This is a genomic window from Sphingomonas benefaciens, assembly GCF_052907485.1.
The window spans coordinates 1-16263 of record NZ_JBREIC010000011.1 but is presented as its reverse complement, the minus strand read 5'-3'; the positions used below and the strand labels follow the sequence as shown (position 1 = coordinate 16263).

The following is a 16263-nucleotide window of genomic DNA, read 5'->3' as shown; positions in this document are numbered from 1 at the left end:
CCTTACGCCCTTCGCAGTCTCTCATAGGCGCTCTTGAGCACGGCTTCGAGCGCGTTGGCCCCTTCGGGGGTAAGATTCCGATCCGCTCTTAGATAAGCAGTTATCTTCGCTAATGGTTCAGCTTCGTTGGGCCTTTCTTCTAGACCCGCAACAAAGCTGTCGGCGCTTAGCCCAGACCAGCCAATCAACGATGCCATACTATCTACGTCAGGGCGCTTACCTTGTGCCAGCCGGGTCAACGTGGATGCACTCACCCCGGACTCGTCAGCCACCTTTTTCCACGTGATGTTCCGCCCCTGCCGCTGCGCATCGAGGGCGGCATAGAAGCCTTCGGCATCAAAATGACCGCGGCTCATAATTTCACTCTTGCAATCACACACCTACCTCGCAATATAAAACAGGTGATTGCAATGTAGCAATCGATCGTCACAGATGCAAAGGACATCGCATGGCAAAGGGTAAGAGCAGCGGCGGCCACTACCGCAGCGCAATCAGCGGTCGGTTCGTGACCTCGGCTCATGGCAAGGCCAGCCCGCACACGACGGTGCGGGAATCCAATTCGGGCGGCAGTTCCGGCAGTCACTATCGGAGCGCGATCAGCGGCCGTTACGTCACCACGGCACATGGCAAGGCCAGCCCGCACACCACCGTGCGCGAAAGCTGAAGGGAGCGATCATGCAGATCGAAGGCGCGGTTCTCCGCGAGCAAGGAGTGACCTTCGCGGTCGTCGTGGTGAAGCGCCACGTCGTCGATAATCGGACGGAAGCTCAGTCGGCGATCCGTTCGTTCGGGTCCATTTTTCAAGGGATGCCCATTGTCCTGATGGCGCAGGACTCATCCGGACGCCCCACCTACTTCGGCCGTACCGACATCGCGCGCTTCATGTCGCATGTCTCCCCCAGCCGGGTTCCGTGGAAGCGCTATACCATCAATTAGGAGAGCCGATCATGGCTGACGTTCAGGTCACCTGCATCAATAAGCAGCCGCGCAACAGCACATACGAGGGGATTACGCACCTTGGTGGCAGCGGCTGGAAATGGACTCGCAGCGAAGTCATTCAGTCCATTCGCGGAAAGACCAATACCTTTTTCACACGCGTGAACGGCAAGCGTGCCGACATCGGAGTCGTGGACGGGCAGAACGGCCCCTACCTGCGGACCTATGCGGACGGTCAGTGGAACGATAATCTGCTGGCGTTGCCCGAGTGCGCGTGATCGGTCACGCCTGAGCCCACGGTGCCAGCGGTCCGCCCGGTATCGTGGGCCTACTCGTCGACAAAGCGAGGATGACCCATCAGCTCCGATCAATCCTGCCCCTGCCCATCGCGCGGGCGTAATAGTCCCTGCCCCTGACCTTGGGCGATCTCCCTGGCACGTTGTAGGCGATCGGCGCCCGACGCACCTTGCCCCTGCCCGGCCTGCGCGACCTGGCTGGCACGCTGCAGCAGCTCGGCCGCCGACGATGGCGGAGCGGCAGACTGCTCCGCTTGGGCCGCTTCCCTGCCACGCCGCAACCGATCAGCCGCATCACTACCGGCATCGCTTGCCGGCGCTTCCTCCCGATCCTGCCCGGTCCACTGCCGCCAGGTCTGCGCGGCCCGCTGCGCCAGCTCCTGCGCGAACGTCCTCACCGCCTCCAACCGCTCGGCCGCAATCATCCGCACCTCGGCCAGCCATCCCCCGCGATCGGTAACCGGCTCGTACGACAGCCCCGCCGCCTCGGCCGCCACCCGCGCTTTCTGCTCCATGTACCAGGAGGCGCGCAGATACGGTGACGGCTCGCGATCCATGCCGGCCGCCCGCGTCTCCAGCGCGTCACGCCGCTCGCCTTCAGGCTCGACCGCAGCATGAGCCTGCGCCTCTGCCCGCTGCGCCGCCAGCGTGCGATGATCGATCCGCACCTCCTCACCCGCCTCGGCGAGCTGCGCGTTCGCCTGGTGCGCCCACTGCTCGCGCCAATGCACCAGCAGCTCGTCGCTGTTCCACTCCCGCACCTTGAGCCCGAACCCGGTCTCGTCGATCGACCGCATGGTAAGCATCACATGCGCGTGCGGCTGGGGCTGCCCGTCACTACCGGTATGATCGTGCAGCGAAAAGTCCGCCACCATCCCCCGCGCCACGAACTCGTCGCGTACGAAGCCGCGAAGGAGCGCGATCTGCCGATCCGCATCCAGCTCGCGCGGTAAGGCAAGCTGCACCTCACGGGCAAGCTGGGCGTCCTTGCGCCGCTCGACTGCTTCGACCGCGTTCCACAACGCCGGTCGATCCAGCAACCAATCTGGCGCCCCCTCCGGCGCCATGATTTCGCTGTGCTGGATGTCGGACTTGCGCGTGTAGTCGTGCACCGCGCCTGTCCGCTCATCCACCAATTCGGCGCCCGATCGATACGCTGCCGCCGCGACTGACGAGCGCCCCTTGGCGCGAGAAATGATCGCGGCCGAGAAGCGGTAGATCGCCACTTACGAAACGGGGTCCAGCGGCATGACGCTGGCCGGAGTGTGAGGCGGGAGCCTCATAGCGCGAAAGCGCTTGGGGAGCCGTCGGCGGGGCATAGCCCCTAGAGACCACGCACATTGACAACCGTCAATGTATAAGCGTGCCCTTCACTCATTCTTCGCTCGGGATGGTTGACGAAGTTTGCGGCTTCGTGCGAGCCTCTTCCCTCAGGAGATTGCCATGGCTCGCACGCTCGAACAGAAGATCGCGGAGGCGCAGGCCAACCTCGCCCGCCTCAAGGATAAAGCACGCTCCGAAGACACCCGGCAGAAGATCGTCGTCGGCGCCGCGGTAATCTCTCAAGCGCTACGATCCCCCAGCCTCGCCGGCCGGCTCCTCGCCATCCTCGACGCCGAACCTCTGCGCGACCACGACAAGAAGGCGGTTGCCGGCCTGGTCGACACACTCAAGTCGGTTGCCGCCAGGAATGAAGGACAATGACGCCGGCGCGTAACCGCACCCTGCCAAGGTAATACGCTACGACCCCGGTGTAATACGCGACTTTCGTTGCGCTCGGGTGCGGCCTGGTGAGGATAGGCCCATGACCGGAAAGAAACTTAACACGATCTCGGCGCGGCTCGACGACGACCTCTATGCGAGGGTCTGTGCCGCACGCCAGGATGGCGATCTGAATGTGTCCAGCATCATCCGGTCAGCTCTGGCCAAGGAGTTGGATGCCTTGAAATGCCCTAAATACGAGACCCCGCCCGTCACCGATCCCTATTACGGGCAATATCGCGAGATCGAGATCGGCGGGCATCGCATCGGCGTCGCGGTCACGCCCTGGCGCAACGACCCGGTGGTCATCTTCCACGACCTCGGACGGCGGGGCGCGACGTTCAATCCGGTGAATTTGCCGGTGCACCCCGCAACGGATGCCTATCGTCATCTAGACGCCGCCCGCTACTATCATTGGGATACGCCGGCGTTTCTCGACTTCTGCCAGACCCTCGGCCTGAAGCCCGAGGAGATCAGGCCCCGATTTTCCGAGGAGCATGACGCGCTCGCGCGACGGTTGCTCGAACGCTCGTGCCGCTACGACGAGTTCGACGACTATGGCCCCAACGGGCTCGGCTACTATCGCCCCTACATGCAGGACGTTCTCGACCTGATGCGGTCGGATCGTGAGCCGACGTCGGAGACGTTCCTGCGCTGCTGCCGCGATCTGGTGGAGTGGGAGGAGCAGCCGGAGGCGGCCGAGATCAGGGCGTTCCTGCTTGATTTCGACCATTCGCGCTGGTCCTGGGTTGCCGATCATCCGCTCCGCGAAGCCGGCGCGGACCGATGACACCCGCCGGCTCGAGCCTGGGCTGGCGGATCGTCGGCCTGGTCGCGCTGGCGCTGCTCGTCACCGCCGTCGTCGCGACCATCGCCTTCCCGATCGTCGCCGGCGTCATAAGACTCGGGATGCCCCCTGGCACCGGCGGCTTCAGGTCGCTGATGCTGTGGGCCGGCTACGCGTTCGGCGACAAGGGCCAGCCCGCCCACTGGTTCGCCTTCTGGACCAACCTCAGGCTGCATCTCACCGGCACCGCCCCCGATCCTGCCCGCTTGAAGGCGATCGAAGCCACCCTGGCCCTCGCCGGCCTGATCGCCGCCGCAAGCGCCTTGGTGGCCGCCTACCGGCTCTGGATCGCACGTCCGGCGCAACCGGCCGTCGCCCGTCGGCACATGCGCGGCACGACGCTGATCGCACGCACCGATATGCCAGCCTTTGCCGCCGGCCTGGTCGCCCGTACGCTCAACCCTGCCGACGATCGGCGACGCCGTCGCAACGAACGCGCCCTCACCGCCATCAAGCCGAACGAAGCCGATGTCCGCTTCATCCTCGACGACGCGCGCCGCCAGAAGCGCGAGTTGTCCAAGGCGGATGCGTCGGCCGACGCCCGCATGAACCTCATCGGCGACGAGGCGGCGCGGCACGGCCTGGTCCGCTTCGGCAGCGTGCCCATGCCGCCCGATGTCGAGACGCTGCATAGCCTGATCTGCGCCTCGACCGGCACCGGCAAGACCGTGGCGCTGCGCCAGCTCCTCGCCGACATCCGGCGCCGCGGTGATCGTGCAATCGTCCTCGATGCCGGCCACGATCTCTCCCGCTCGTTTCGCCGCAACGAGGACCTGGTGCTGTCGGCCGGCGACGACGCCTCGCTCGGCTGGGATTTGCGCAACGAGGTCCGCCGCCCCTCCGAATGGGCGCGGTTCGTCGCCGCGGTCGTGCCGGTGACCGGCGGTGGAGATTCAGGTGAGTGGGTCCGCAAGGCACAGGCCTTCCTCACCGCGATCTGCGAGCAGGTCGGCACGGAAACGACCAACAAGGAACTGCTGACCATCGCCACGGCCTGGGATACCACCGCCCTCGCCCCGGTCCTGGAAGGCACGCCCGCGGCCTCGCTGCTGGCGGAAGGCGGCGACCGCTACCTCGTCAGCGTCCGCAACAACCTGGGCGAGAAGCTGGCGAGCTGGAAACATGGTACGTCGGGCGACTTCTCGCTGCGCCGCTACATGACCTCCGACGATCGGCGCTGGCTGTGGCTGCCCTATCGCGACATGGAGAAGGGCACGCAGGGGCCGGCGATCGCCGCATGGATCGACATGCTCGTCCTCGCCGGCCTGGAGCGCGCCGAACAGGCAAGCACCCACCGCACCTGGATCATCATCGACGAGCTGGACTCGATCGGCACCATCGGCGGGTTGAAGGAAGCCGTCACCCGGTTGCGCAAGAGCAACGTCGCGGTGGTCGCCGCGGTACAGGACCTGAGCCAGCTCGTCGAGCGCTACGGCCGCGAGACCGCGCAGACCCTGTTCGGCTGCCTCTCCAACCGGCTATTCCTGCGCTGCACCGCGATCGACCTCGCCGAGCGGGTCGCCCGTGAGCTGGGCGAGGCGGAATATGAGGAGACCCGCACTCAGACCGCTACGAGCCGCAGCCGCCAGTCGCAGAATCGCACCTCCACAGGCGAGAACACCTCGTTTTCCAGCCAATATACCCGATCGCCCGTTCAGCTCGCGACTGACATTCGCAATCTACCCGAGCGCACAGGGTTCGTGACGTTCGCCGGCATCAACCATGTCCTGCCGGTTAACCTCTCGGTCGGACGATCCGAGCAGTGAGCTTTGGGGACACTCCCTCACTTTGCCCTCATCACTCGCAGAATGGTCTAGGCACACACCGTCAATCGAGCCACGTGCCCGCTGCTCAATCCTTACGAGATCCGGAGGCTCAGCCCCGATCGCCAGTTTTCGTTCCTCACCAGACAGCGACCAGTGATTACAACCAAACTGCGCTGCTACGCCGATCGGGAGTTCGCCGGGTGCATCGATCCGACACGATCGTACACATTGGGGCCAAACGGTGAGCTTTGGGGTATCGCCGCACTCCGCCCTCACCACTCGCGATTCGGTGCAGGCATACACTGCCGGGCGGCTTGGCTCCTTGTGGAAGCCTTGCGGCCGTTAGGCCGCTTTGTGACGGCGTTAGCCGGCGCGCAACGAAGGTGTATTGCTGGAGGGCAATTCCCTTTGCATCCGGTTCCTTCAGCGAAGCCCAATATCCACAGTGCTAGGTACCCCAGACCTCACCTTTGATGTTCAAATTCAAAGATTCTTCTAGATTCAAGATTCAGGGCTCGGAAATGCCCAGAAATACTAGCGAAATTGGCTCCGGCGGTGAGGGTTGGGGCTGGTTCGCGTGAGCTTTTGGGTACCATAAAGTGAGCCTTTGGGTGGCTTCCGGTGAGTTTTAGGGCCGTATCCGGTGAGCCTTTGGGTAAGCATGCAATTGATGGTGAGCTTTGGGGTATGCACTCACCTTTCGTCGGGGAGCCAAGAGGATTGCTTAGCTCACTTTTGATGATAAAGTGAGGAGAACGGCTTAACCCGCTCACCTTTGAGATATGCCATGTCACAGCCTGCGCGTGCCGACGGATCGTTCCGTACTCTGACCCAACGGGGCAAGGGCGACCCCTTCAACCCATCGCATTACGGCGAGATCGTCAAACCTGGCGAGCTGGTCGACATTGTCGAACTGAGCCCCCTCACCCTCGCCGATCGCCGCACCTACAATCTCCTGATCGCCAACGCTTGGGACCGGATCGGCGAACCGATCGTCCACCGGATTTCCAAGTCGGCATTGAAGGGCACGCACCAGGGCAACGAGCGGATTGAGGCTTCGCTGCTTCGCCTCATGGGTACGATCGCCATCGTCACTATTCGCAAGGGCGGCAAGAGCTATAAGAGGCGCGTTCAGCTCCTCGGTCCTAGCGACGAGAGTCTCGAGAAGGACGGTTTTCTCCACTACCGCATCCCTGAGGAACTGATCGAGATCCTGCGCAACAGTGAGGTCTATGCGCGTCTCAAGACGCAGGTCATGTACTGCTTCGAGTCAAAATACGCCCTGTGTCTATACGAGATGATCGAACGTAGGATCGGCCTCGAATACAAACAGACTGAAGAATTCACGATCGAGGAGCTGCGGGGTCTGCTCAACGTCCCTGCCGGCAAGCTCGACCGGTTTGCCGATCTCAACAAATACTGCCTTAAGGTGGCAGTCGAGGAGATCAACAAGCTTTGCCCCTTCTACGTCGATTTCACGCCGATCAAGAAGGGCCGTAAGGTCGAGCGGATTGCGCTGCATTGGTTTGCGAAGACCTCCAGCGGCAAGCGCGACGCGCAGAGCCTCATTGAGCAGCATAGCGTCGTCCGCCGCGCCAAGATGCGCGGGCTCGCGGCCGAGCTGCCGGTCCTGGTGGATTTCAGCGCATAATCCTAAAGGTGAGCTGATACCCTAAAGCTCACCTTTCGCACCCAGATTTCAGTTGAACTAACACATCCACGTGTGAACCGGTGTACGGGTTCACACGTGGATGTGTAACCTCCAGATGGGGTACTAGTCGCCGCGCCGACCGGGAAGTCGGCCAGGCGCGGTACGGAGTTTGACCTTGGTTCCGCGGTTTCCGCGGCGAACCGGATCGCCCGTTTGGTCCCACGTCAGCACGCTTTCGGGTATGATGTTGCGATACTGGCGCGTTGAGTCCCACTTCCACCGGAACGAGACCTCGTCGTTGACGAACACCCATTTCTGACCGCCGAGCGCAAACCAGCTATACCATATGCGGTCCACCTTCAGGGCATGGCGATATTGCGCCCGCGTGTTTCCGCCCTTGCTCGGTGGCCGGCTGAACTCGGTCAGTCTGAAGGTGTAATCCTCTAGGCGTGTTCGCTCCACCTAGTGCGTCTCGCTGTCCGATGTCTCCGCCATCTGCGACGTCCTACCGTTCCCCAAACGGGTGCTTACCGTACTGGCGCATAAGGAGATCGATCGCCTCGCCCATCAGAGCCTGAAGCGTTGTCCCGTTTTCTGCCGCCAGCACGTTCAGACCCCGGCTGACCTCTGGACTGAAATAGGCACTTACAGCCTTCTTTCCCTGCCGCGCTGCTGATCGTGCGGGGGCCGTTCCGTCCGAGGTCGGTGTTGGCGTCGTTGCCTCTGGCTTTGCCCGCTCCGCACGCTGCTGCTTCATCGCACCGAACTTGCTCATGTCAGCCCCGCTTCTTTTTGTTGCGCTTACTTGTGGGCACGTTCACACGTTCGCGTGCCCACGTCCAGAGCGCCGCCATCTCCTCGGCCGCCTTGCCGTCGGGCTCGACCTCCATTGCGGTTTTCCCTTGCGCAGTGCTGTGATGATAGATCGCGCGCAGAGTCAGCATGACCGGCGCGACGGGCACCCCCATTCCCTCGATCCCTTCCCCGCCTTCGATGAGTTCGCGCGCATCACGATAGGTCGTGGGAGCGCGCTGCGGACCGCCCATGAACAGCACGAAAGCAGGCTTGCCGGTCGCCTTCACCAGCTCGGCCGTCGTTTCCACGGCCGAGAGATCAAAAGCCTGCGGCCGGCAGGGGATTAGGATGAGGTCCGCGGCCTTGCAGGCCTCACGCGCCATGATGTCCGCGTGAGGGGGCGTATCAATGATGACGAGATCCGCTCCGAGATCGGCCGCTTGCTGCACCTTGCGAGGGAGGAGGGTAGGGGAGGCGCAATCCACCACCTCGGGTTCGGCACCGCCTCGCCAGTGGTTCCACTGGCTTGCCGTCGCCTGCGGATCGGCATCGAGGATTAGGGTCGACAGACCGGCCCCGGCTGCAGCGCCGGCAAGGTGGATCGCGAGCGTGGTTTTGCCGGCGCCGCCCTTCTGGCTGATGATGGAAATGGTTTTCATGTTCTCGCCTGATCATGTTCTCGTGTGAACACATTCGATAATTTACGTGCTCACTTGTGGGCAAGGGTCAGTTTGGTGTCACGGTGTCGTTTCCGCTATGCTGCGGGCGCATCGAGAGAGGCGGGTCTGGAAACCCGAAGGATCAGAGCCGGTTCGATCGACCGGGTGGCAGACGCGCATGTCCAGAGCCGCTCGGCTTAAGGGCGGCGCCTGGCTGATCCCAACTTTTCTAGCACCCGGTTCCGAAGCGACGGCGCATCTCCGGATGCGCCACCTGCCCCCGTTTGAACGGCGGGGGAAACGCTCGATGCAGAAAGATCCATGGTCCGGCTCGATCGAGATCCGCAGGGTCGGTCATATCGCAGCCCTTTTTGACGACGATGCTCGAGAGGCAGGAGTGCTGCGCACCAGGAAGTTTGCTCAATACTTCAGCCTCTACGCAGGCATCACCATCAAGGCGGACGAACAGGTCGTCACCAACCTCAAAGTCGTAGCCGCTCTCATGGAAGATACGGCTTGACGCCCTGGACATCATTGCCGCGAGATAATCGCGCACTCCAACACGTGGACGTGTGAACACGTTGAAATTGGAGCGTTCTGTGAGGAACCTAGCTCAGGCAGGCACGGGAGACGGAAACGTAAAATCAGTCGCTCCTATTGCAGCTCACTTGCTCACACACCGACATGTGCGCGTGTGCGCATCGTTCTTAGTTGCCGCCATCAAGGTTGCTGAGAAAGGCGCCGGTCTGCACGGGGTCGATGCCGGCCGCTACGCCAAGCGCCCACTCCGCCTATGCCCAACATCGCCGCGGCCATCGGCGCCTGCACGATCGCAAGCGTCGGCCACGCTCGACCGGCAGCTCCGGTCGCACATCGACGCCGGTGAGCAGCGGCGTCGGCTGTGACAGGTCAAGTCGGCAGATTGGGCAGCGGGCATGATCCTGTGCGCGGTATTTGCCGGCCCGATCGCTGCAGCCTGCCGGCGAGCTGGCAGGCCCTAAAGCATATGGCGGCCCGCACGCTGAGGATGAAAATGTGGGAAGGGGAGGTGGGGGCAGCGGCTGATGAAGGCCCGTGACCCACAAGCGCTCGCTGGCGTGCTGACGGGCAAGCGGCTTGTGACCGCGAATGGCGATATGCTGAAAGCCTGCCGCGGGCGAGTAGCCAAGGAAAGGATGCCAGTGCGCTGTAAGATTGAATCAGAGAAGGGAAAGCTGGATAGATAGTGATGTTGACAGGGCAGGCCAGATGCCGGACGCGGGGCTTATAAAAGGCGATAGGTTTGATACGCCACCACGTACCGAGGAAAAGGGTAACTAGCTAGACAGCACCGTCTGAGTTTAAATCATACTATATGCGACGTTTTTGACGACAGAACACCGTCACTTCGTTTAGACGGCTCGTGATACAGACCTAGACTTTAAATAGCGCGCCTGTTCTATTTTTCGGTAACAGTAACGCTGGGCTTCATAATCTGGCTAGTACATAGGCGCATTTCGGCATTTCATCTAGGACAGTAAATGACTGACGCTTCATCAGATCTTTTTCGCGCTGAGGCTATCGAAGCCCGAAGGGTCCGACTCGAAGGAAAGGTCATGTTATCAAGGCCGCTGGGATCACAGGCTGTCGTAGTTCTACTTACATCTGTAACACTTTCGCTCGCATTTTTCGTAGCTAGCGGCCACTACGCACGTATGGAGACCGTGCGTGGCATTCTAGCTACTGATGCCGAGGCGGCAAAGATTATCGCACTGCGCCCAGGTGTGGTAATTCGTCTTTCTGTGAAAGAAGGGCAATTTGTTCGCCGAGGGCAGGCATTGGTCACGGTTCGACTCGAACAGCAATACGCAACTGGCCTTACAGCAACTCAGGAGCAACTTGCCGCAGTCCAGGCGCAGCAGCGTCTCACGACCGGTCAAGTCGGTGCCACACAGGATCGGGCGCGAAGCGAGCGCGCCGGCCTTGCTGCAACCATCACGAACGATCGTCAGCAACGGGTCGAACTTGAGGGGCAAGTGAGGATTCAGCAGCAAATTGTTGACTCATTGCAGCGCATTTTGGATCGATATCAACCTATCGCCGAAAAGGGCTTTATCTCGAAAACCGAGATCGATAGGAGAGAGCAAGAGCTTCTAAATGCTCAACAGGGTCTTGCGCACATCCGCCAGCAGATTACCACATTAAAGGGAGATGAGGCAAAGGCGGTTACAGCGCTTGATCGCTCTCGCGCTGAGGAGTCTGCTCAAGCCGCAAACCTGCGCACCTCGGCCGAAGGTTTTCGACTTCAGCAATCCCAGCTCAGAGCCGCACAGTCCTATGTAATTACGGCACCAATAGATGGTATAGTTGCCGCACTCCAAACCGGCGTCGGCCGTACAGTCGACCCATCATTGTCGTTAATGACCATTGTACCGCGCGATGCGACTATGCACGCCGAACTATATGCGCCCACACGCGCGATTGGGTTCGTGAAGCCGGGTCAGGAAGTAAGGCTTCTGTATGATGCATTTCCGTACGAGAGGTTTGGCAGCTACGCGGGGCGCATTCGGGCAGTGTCGCGCGTAGCCCTTGATCCGAGACAAATCGACGCACCATTCAAGATCGAGGAGCCTGTCTACCGTGTAACCGTAGTGCCCGATCATCAGACAGTCATTGGCTATGGCGAGAATGTTCGGTTGCAGCCGGGCATGACATTAGCTGCGAACGTCATACTAGAGCGCCGATCTTTCGTTGACTGGCTTCTCGAACCCTTGAATGCCATAGCAAAGCGGGACCGATGACCAGCATTATAGATTTGCTAAATTTTGGACGGTCGCGGCGCCTGCCGATTATCCGACAGTCGGAAGCTAGTGAGTGTGGCCTTGCCTGCATTGCTATGGCGGCCGCGCATTTCGGTTTAGAAGTTGATATGCCCGTCTTGCGCCGGCGCTTCGGTACAAGCTCTCATGGAACAACTTTAAAGCGGGTAATGGAAATTGCAGAAGGTATTGGTTTAGGTTGCCGACCATTACGAGTTGAACTTGACGAAATCAGCGACGTCAGTCTTCCCGCTATACTACATTGGGATATGAATCATTATGTCGTCCTGCAACGCACGACGACCGGAATAAATGGAAAGCGTTATTGGATCGCAGACCCGTCCCGAGGTATGCGCGTACTAAACGGGAGTGAGTTCTCCCGTCTATTTACTGGTGTCGCTGTCGAGTTGCGCAAGACAAGTCGTTTTGTGCCCCAGGTAGTAAAATCGCAGCTGCGTATCAGTCAGTTCTGGTCGAGCCTGGATGGCGCGGGTGGCGCGATTACAGCCGTCCTATTGCTGTCCGGTATTCTTCAGGTCATTTCGCTCGTAACGCCGTTTTACCTACAGCTTGCCCTCGATAGTGCATTGCCATCAGCTGATCATGAACTGCTGCGAATGCTAGCACTAGGATTTTGCGGCATTGCTATCATTGAGATTCTGACGAGCTGGCTTCGCACTATTGCGCTCCTAAACATGACAAGCGCGTTTTCATTCCAAATTATAAATAACTTATATCAACATCTCTTAAGATTGCCTCTCTCTTGGTTTGAAAAGCGGCACGTCGGAGACGTTGTCAGTCGGTTTAACTCGACTCAATCGCTCACTGACTTTATCAGCCAAGCAATGATGTCGGCTGTACTCGACGGCTTAATGGCTTTCATTACACTGGTTTTGATGTTTGTTTATTCGCCATTATTGGCTGGGATAACACTAACCGCATGGGCGCTGTATGTCCTAGTCCGCATCACATCCTTTGCCGTCATTCGACATTCGAACGTTAACTCGATCACCGCTAATGCTCGGGAAAATTCTGCATTTATAGAAACGATGCGAGGTGTTTCGACGATCAAGGCATTCGGTGAGGAAGCGACTCGACAGCGCATGTGGCAGGTCCTCAAAGCTGCTGCGGTAAACGCACAACTTAAATTGGGTCGCGTGACAGCCGGCACCGACGCGGCTTCCGGACTGATAGTATCCGGCGAGCGAATCCTATTTGTTTATCTTGCGGTTGGTCTAGCGATGAGGGGGGGCTTCACTGTCGGGATGATATTTGCCTTCCAAGCATATAAGAGTCAGTTTCTTGACGCAGCAATCAGGCTTGTGGATCAAGCGCTAAGATACCGTCTTATTGACGTCCATTTAACCAGAATTGCGGATATCGCGCTCTCCCGTCCGGAACCGTTAGATGCACAAATTCGTCGCATCGAAGCCATCAAAGGAGCGATAGAACTCAAGAACATAAGCTTTCGGTACGGGACTGATAGCCCGAACATAATTCAAAATGTGAATTTGCGTATCGAGGCGGGGGAGATGGTAGCATTTGTTGGGCCGTCAGGCGGCGGCAAGACGACATTGCTAAAAATCCTGATGGGCTTACTTGAGCCGGATACCGGCCAGGTTTTGGTGGACGGAGTACCACTAAAGCAATTGGGACTACGGAGCTGGCGAGGTCGAATTGGCTCGGTGCTGCAGGACGACCAATTGTTCGCTGGATCGCTAGCAGAAAACATCGCTTTTTTTGATACCGAAATTGATGCAGATCGTGTCCGTGAAGCCTGTCGGCAGGCAGCCGTGCTAGCCGAGATTGAAGCTATGCCCCTAGGACTTGAAACGCTAGTCGGCGATATGGGCTCGTCTCTATCCGGCGGTCAGCGGCAACGAGTTATGCTAGCAAGAGCAATTTACAAAGATCCAACGCTATTATTTATGGATGAGGGAACAGCTAATCTTGATCCCGACGCTGAAAGAATAATCGTTGATTCACTTCGCTCGATGACGGCGGTTACACGAATAGTAAGTGCTCACAGGCCGATGCCTATCAAAGCTGCTTCACGAGTTTTTTTGGTGAGAGACGGTTCAATTTGTCAGCTGGAAATGCCGACCGCGCCATGAATCCAATTTGCTAAGAAATTTTCCTGCGGGTGCCCGAGCGTTACCAGTAGGAAATCGACGTAATCTCTTTTCTTCATCCGCCTTGAATGAGAGCTCGGCTCCTAAAGAGACAGACGATCGGGAAGAAACAAAAGCGGCTTTCAAAAGGTTGATCATCGGTATCCTGAAGGACGCCGAGGCAGATACAGCGGGGACCGAGCTTAGCCGAAAGCTAGGCAAGTAAAGCGCGACCTGTTACACATGGAAGGAAGCGATCGGCGGCCTAGAGACATCTGACGCAAAGAGTCTGAGAGCGATGCAAGTGGCGCATGCTCGACTGAAGCGGCTCGCGGACAAGATGCTCGGCAACGCGGGGCTGAAAGAGCAACTGTCAGAGAACGGTGACGGCCGCTGGAAAGCGATAGCCGTTCGACCATCCTCAGGGGATCATGCGGATGAGCGAGCGGAGAGCCTGCGCGATCGTCGCGCTGGATCGTGCGAGCACGAGCAAACGGTCGCGCCGGCCAGATGGTGGCGCCGCGGCGTCGACAATACGGTTATCTGCGGTCGCACATCGTGCTGTGCCGGGACGGCATCATGATCAACTAAGAGAAGGCCCAGTAGCTCTATCGCGTAGAGGATTGGAAGGTGAGGGGCCGGACGTGCGAACCCGCGCCACAGGCCGCCGGCGCTTGGCACTTCAAACCAGGGCTGCAGCCTAGCCTTCGTCCACAATCAGCTCGCCATCGGCCGCCGGTTCCGCCTGCTCAACGCTGTCGATGACGCCAGGCGCGAGTGCCTCCGGGCGGTGGCGAACAGCTCGATCTCGGGCCGGCGGTTTGTGCGCGAGCTATCTCATTTGATCGCCGCACATGGCAAACCGAAGATGATCGTCTGCGATAACGGCACCAAACTAACCTCAAACGCGGTGCGCTCTGGGTCGACGACAATAAAGCCGAGCGGTCGCACTCACTCCTAGATTACGCCGCCTAGCACGACCACAACGGACGGCGTTAACCCCGCACGTTGTGTCACCTGCCCCCATGCCGGACAACATTGGTCGGTTCCTAGTTGCCGCTAGGCGAAAAGCGGGGATACGAAACCGCAATTTACTACTGGAATCAAGATGGCCGTACCTTACAACAACGGCTCCACAAAAAACTTGTTGGGTTCAACAAGACGAAGCCTCTCGCCAACTCTACGCATCAGTTTTAACCGACCGTCTTTGAAATATGCTACCTGATCCACATCCGGCGGCAACACACCTTTCAGCGTATTGCGCCTTAACCGATGACCTGAGTTCCAATAGAAGACATCTATTATCAGATTTATTGCCCCCTCATCCCATTCATATTGAAAGGCGGGGAGGCAATTGGTTCGACTAAGGGTGTTAACGGTCTCTTGGCATACTCTTGCCCAAATCACATAGCCAACATGTGCATCCCAGACACCTGGAATTAAGGCGTAGTATCCTGCTTCAATAGAATTGAATATCGCCCTTGCAAGCGTAGCAGATATAGGAGCGCGGGATACACGCAACATACATATCGTCCGAAACGCTTCATCGTTTGTCACGCAATCACGCCTTCTTGATATCTTCAAGGAACGCAAGTTCCTGCAGCAGTCTCACCAAGGCGGGAAAAAGGTTGAATGACTCCCAAGCCGGATAGCAGTAGTGAGGATCTGTTTTCAGCTTATCTGAGAAACGCGATTCGACAATGGCTAAAGCATCAGAGTACCGGGCTTTGCCGTATACATATGTCTCCTCATCCCGATATTTAATCATTATTGAGCCCGATTCGTTATGGGATAGCATCAGTCCACCAAAGTCAACCAATACTGTCGCTCTATCGCCAACTGAGAAAACCCATCGAGCTTCGTCCTGAAATCGGGCGATTAGCTTTGATGCTTCGTCAAACCGCCCTGAGATTACAAGAGTGCTACAATTTGCTATAATCCGCCCCCTGTAAAACAGTGGCGCAAAAAGGAACTTTTTTAGCCCCTCAGCAAATATTCTCTGCAAGTCCCACGTTGAACGGTTTTTGTTGTGGCTATTCAAATAGCTCTTTATAATCTCTACGTAGCCATGATCGGGATGGCCGACGAGCTCTAATGAACCGGCATTCAACCTGTGGATGTTAACAAGTAGATCTACAGCCGGGTCTGATACATTGCTGCCCCGACCTCCCTGAAGAAGGCGGCTCAGCTTAAGTGACTTGTTGATAGTACGATCGACCAGGTCGCTAAATCGCTCTGCTGCGTAAATACTTCCATTAAGTCCACGGACACCAAACAGCCTACAACATTCGACTATCTTGAAGCGTGATGAACGGAGGTTATAAAATTCTAGCAAATTTTCGCGGGAAAGTTGCCTTCCAGTGAACTTCTCGGCCGTGTAAACCCATTCAGATAATACAGACCGGACGTAAGCAGACTCAAGTGAGTAGCAAGGTATCCAACTTTCCGGTGCATAATCAGCTCCGGGAGGGAGTACTGACGCAGCAGCTGTATCAATCCAACGCCCGTCGACTGTCATATTAGAGGCTGATAGTGCACCGTGATTTATTCGCAACAGCCGAGCAGCTTGCATTTGATGCACAATATTTTCCGCAAAAGCTTTTATATAATCGGCGTAGCCAGTTATTTTTCCAAATTGAGAGA

17 protein-coding genes are annotated in these 16263 nt (G+C 58.4%); 10 read left to right on the top strand and 7 right to left on the bottom strand.

What is annotated here, in order from left to right:
- Positions 1-2 precede the first annotated feature (2 nt).
- The gene (locus ACU5AX_RS20425) at positions 3-356 is read right to left on the bottom strand and encodes a helix-turn-helix domain-containing protein (protein ID WP_446692358.1); all 354 of its coding nucleotides are present in this window, start codon (positions 354-356) and stop codon (positions 3-5) included.
- Between the two features lie 92 nt (positions 357-448).
- Here ACU5AX_RS20425 and ACU5AX_RS20420 point away from each other — a divergent pair, with 92 nt between their 5' ends.
- Genes ACU5AX_RS20420 through ACU5AX_RS20410 form a run of 3 tightly spaced genes read left to right on the top strand, consistent with a single transcriptional unit; the run spans position 449 to position 1214 of the window.
- On the top strand, positions 449-664 hold the full coding sequence (locus tag ACU5AX_RS20420; RefSeq protein WP_446692357.1) for a hypothetical protein: 216 nt from the start codon (positions 449-451) through the stop codon (positions 662-664).
- A gap of 11 nt (positions 665-675) precedes the next feature.
- Positions 676-936 (top strand): hypothetical protein, encoded by a 261-nt coding sequence (locus tag ACU5AX_RS20415; RefSeq protein WP_446692356.1) that lies wholly within the window; start codon positions 676-678, stop codon positions 934-936.
- 11 nt (positions 937-947) lie between these two features.
- The gene (locus ACU5AX_RS20410; RefSeq protein ID WP_446692355.1) at positions 948-1214 is read left to right on the top strand and encodes a DUF3892 domain-containing protein; all 267 of its coding nucleotides are present in this window, start codon (positions 948-950) and stop codon (positions 1212-1214) included.
- A gap of 89 nt (positions 1215-1303) precedes the next feature.
- On the opposite strand, the gene mobQ is transcribed toward ACU5AX_RS20410, so the two are convergent.
- Positions 1304-2458, bottom strand: a complete 1155-nt coding sequence (gene mobQ, locus ACU5AX_RS20405) for a MobQ family relaxase (protein WP_446692354.1) — start codon at positions 2456-2458, stop codon at positions 1304-1306.
- A 217-nt stretch (positions 2459-2675) separates the two neighbouring features.
- Between mobQ and ACU5AX_RS20400 the strand changes: the two genes are divergently transcribed.
- The 4 genes from ACU5AX_RS20400 to ACU5AX_RS20385 all read left to right on the top strand — a co-directional run bounded on the left by ACU5AX_RS20400 (position 2676) and on the right by ACU5AX_RS20385 (position 7257).
- Positions 2676-2936, top strand: coding sequence for a hypothetical protein (locus ACU5AX_RS20400; RefSeq protein WP_446692353.1), 261 nt, complete (start codon positions 2676-2678; stop codon positions 2934-2936).
- A 76-nt stretch (positions 2937-3012) separates the two neighbouring features.
- Positions 3013-3783 carry a hypothetical protein gene (locus ACU5AX_RS20395; RefSeq protein WP_446692352.1) on the top strand — a complete coding sequence of 257 codons (771 nt, stop codon included), beginning with the start codon at positions 3013-3015 and terminating at the stop codon, positions 3781-3783.
- The gene (locus ACU5AX_RS20390) at positions 3780-5606 is read left to right on the top strand and encodes a type IV secretion system DNA-binding domain-containing protein (RefSeq protein ID WP_446692351.1); all 1827 of its coding nucleotides are present in this window, start codon (positions 3780-3782) and stop codon (positions 5604-5606) included. The genes ACU5AX_RS20395 and ACU5AX_RS20390 overlap by 4 nt, the downstream gene beginning before the upstream one ends.
- 787 nt (positions 5607-6393) lie before the next feature.
- Positions 6394-7257, top strand: coding sequence for a replication initiation protein (locus tag ACU5AX_RS20385; protein WP_446692350.1), 864 nt, complete (start codon positions 6394-6396; stop codon positions 7255-7257).
- A gap of 123 nt (positions 7258-7380) precedes the next feature.
- On the opposite strand, the gene ACU5AX_RS20380 is transcribed toward ACU5AX_RS20385, so the two are convergent.
- From ACU5AX_RS20380 to parA, 3 genes are read right to left on the bottom strand one after another with little or no spacing between them, the layout of a single operon-like run.
- Positions 7381-7719, bottom strand: coding sequence for a hypothetical protein (locus tag ACU5AX_RS20380; RefSeq protein WP_446692349.1), 339 nt, complete (start codon positions 7717-7719; stop codon positions 7381-7383).
- A 43-nt stretch (positions 7720-7762) separates the two neighbouring features.
- A complete protein-coding gene (locus ACU5AX_RS20375) occupies positions 7763-8032 on the bottom strand; it encodes a ribbon-helix-helix domain-containing protein (protein ID WP_446692348.1) in 270 nt (89 codons plus the stop codon).
- 1 nt (position 8033) lies between these two features.
- A complete protein-coding gene (gene parA, locus ACU5AX_RS20370) occupies positions 8034-8711 on the bottom strand; it encodes a ParA family partition ATPase (protein WP_446692347.1) in 678 nt (225 codons plus the stop codon).
- Positions 8712-9018: 307 nt separating this feature from the next.
- Here parA and ACU5AX_RS20365 point away from each other — a divergent pair, with 307 nt between their 5' ends.
- The 3 genes from ACU5AX_RS20365 to ACU5AX_RS20355 all read left to right on the top strand — a co-directional run bounded on the left by ACU5AX_RS20365 (position 9019) and on the right by ACU5AX_RS20355 (position 13623).
- Positions 9019-9231, top strand: a complete 213-nt coding sequence (locus ACU5AX_RS20365; protein WP_446692346.1) for a hypothetical protein — start codon at positions 9019-9021, stop codon at positions 9229-9231.
- 1174 nt (positions 9232-10405) lie between these two features.
- Positions 10406-11491, top strand: a complete 1086-nt coding sequence (locus ACU5AX_RS20360; RefSeq protein WP_446692345.1) for an HlyD family secretion protein — start codon at positions 10406-10408, stop codon at positions 11489-11491.
- Positions 11488-13623 (top strand): peptidase domain-containing ABC transporter, encoded by a 2136-nt coding sequence (locus tag ACU5AX_RS20355; protein ID WP_446692344.1) that lies wholly within the window; start codon positions 11488-11490, stop codon positions 13621-13623. Before ACU5AX_RS20360 ends, ACU5AX_RS20355 begins: the two co-directional genes overlap by 4 nt.
- 1116 nt (positions 13624-14739) lie before the next feature.
- On the opposite strand, the gene ACU5AX_RS20350 is transcribed toward ACU5AX_RS20355, so the two are convergent.
- Both ACU5AX_RS20350 and ACU5AX_RS20345 read right to left on the bottom strand, forming a co-directional pair.
- Positions 14740-15177: a hypothetical protein gene (locus ACU5AX_RS20350; protein WP_446692343.1), complete on the bottom strand. Its 438-nt coding sequence runs from the start codon at positions 15175-15177 to the stop codon at positions 14740-14742.
- 4 nt (positions 15178-15181) lie between these two features.
- Positions 15182-16263, bottom strand: a 1082-nt coding sequence (locus ACU5AX_RS20345; RefSeq protein ID WP_446692342.1) for a hypothetical protein, incomplete at its 5' end; no start/stop codon positions are given.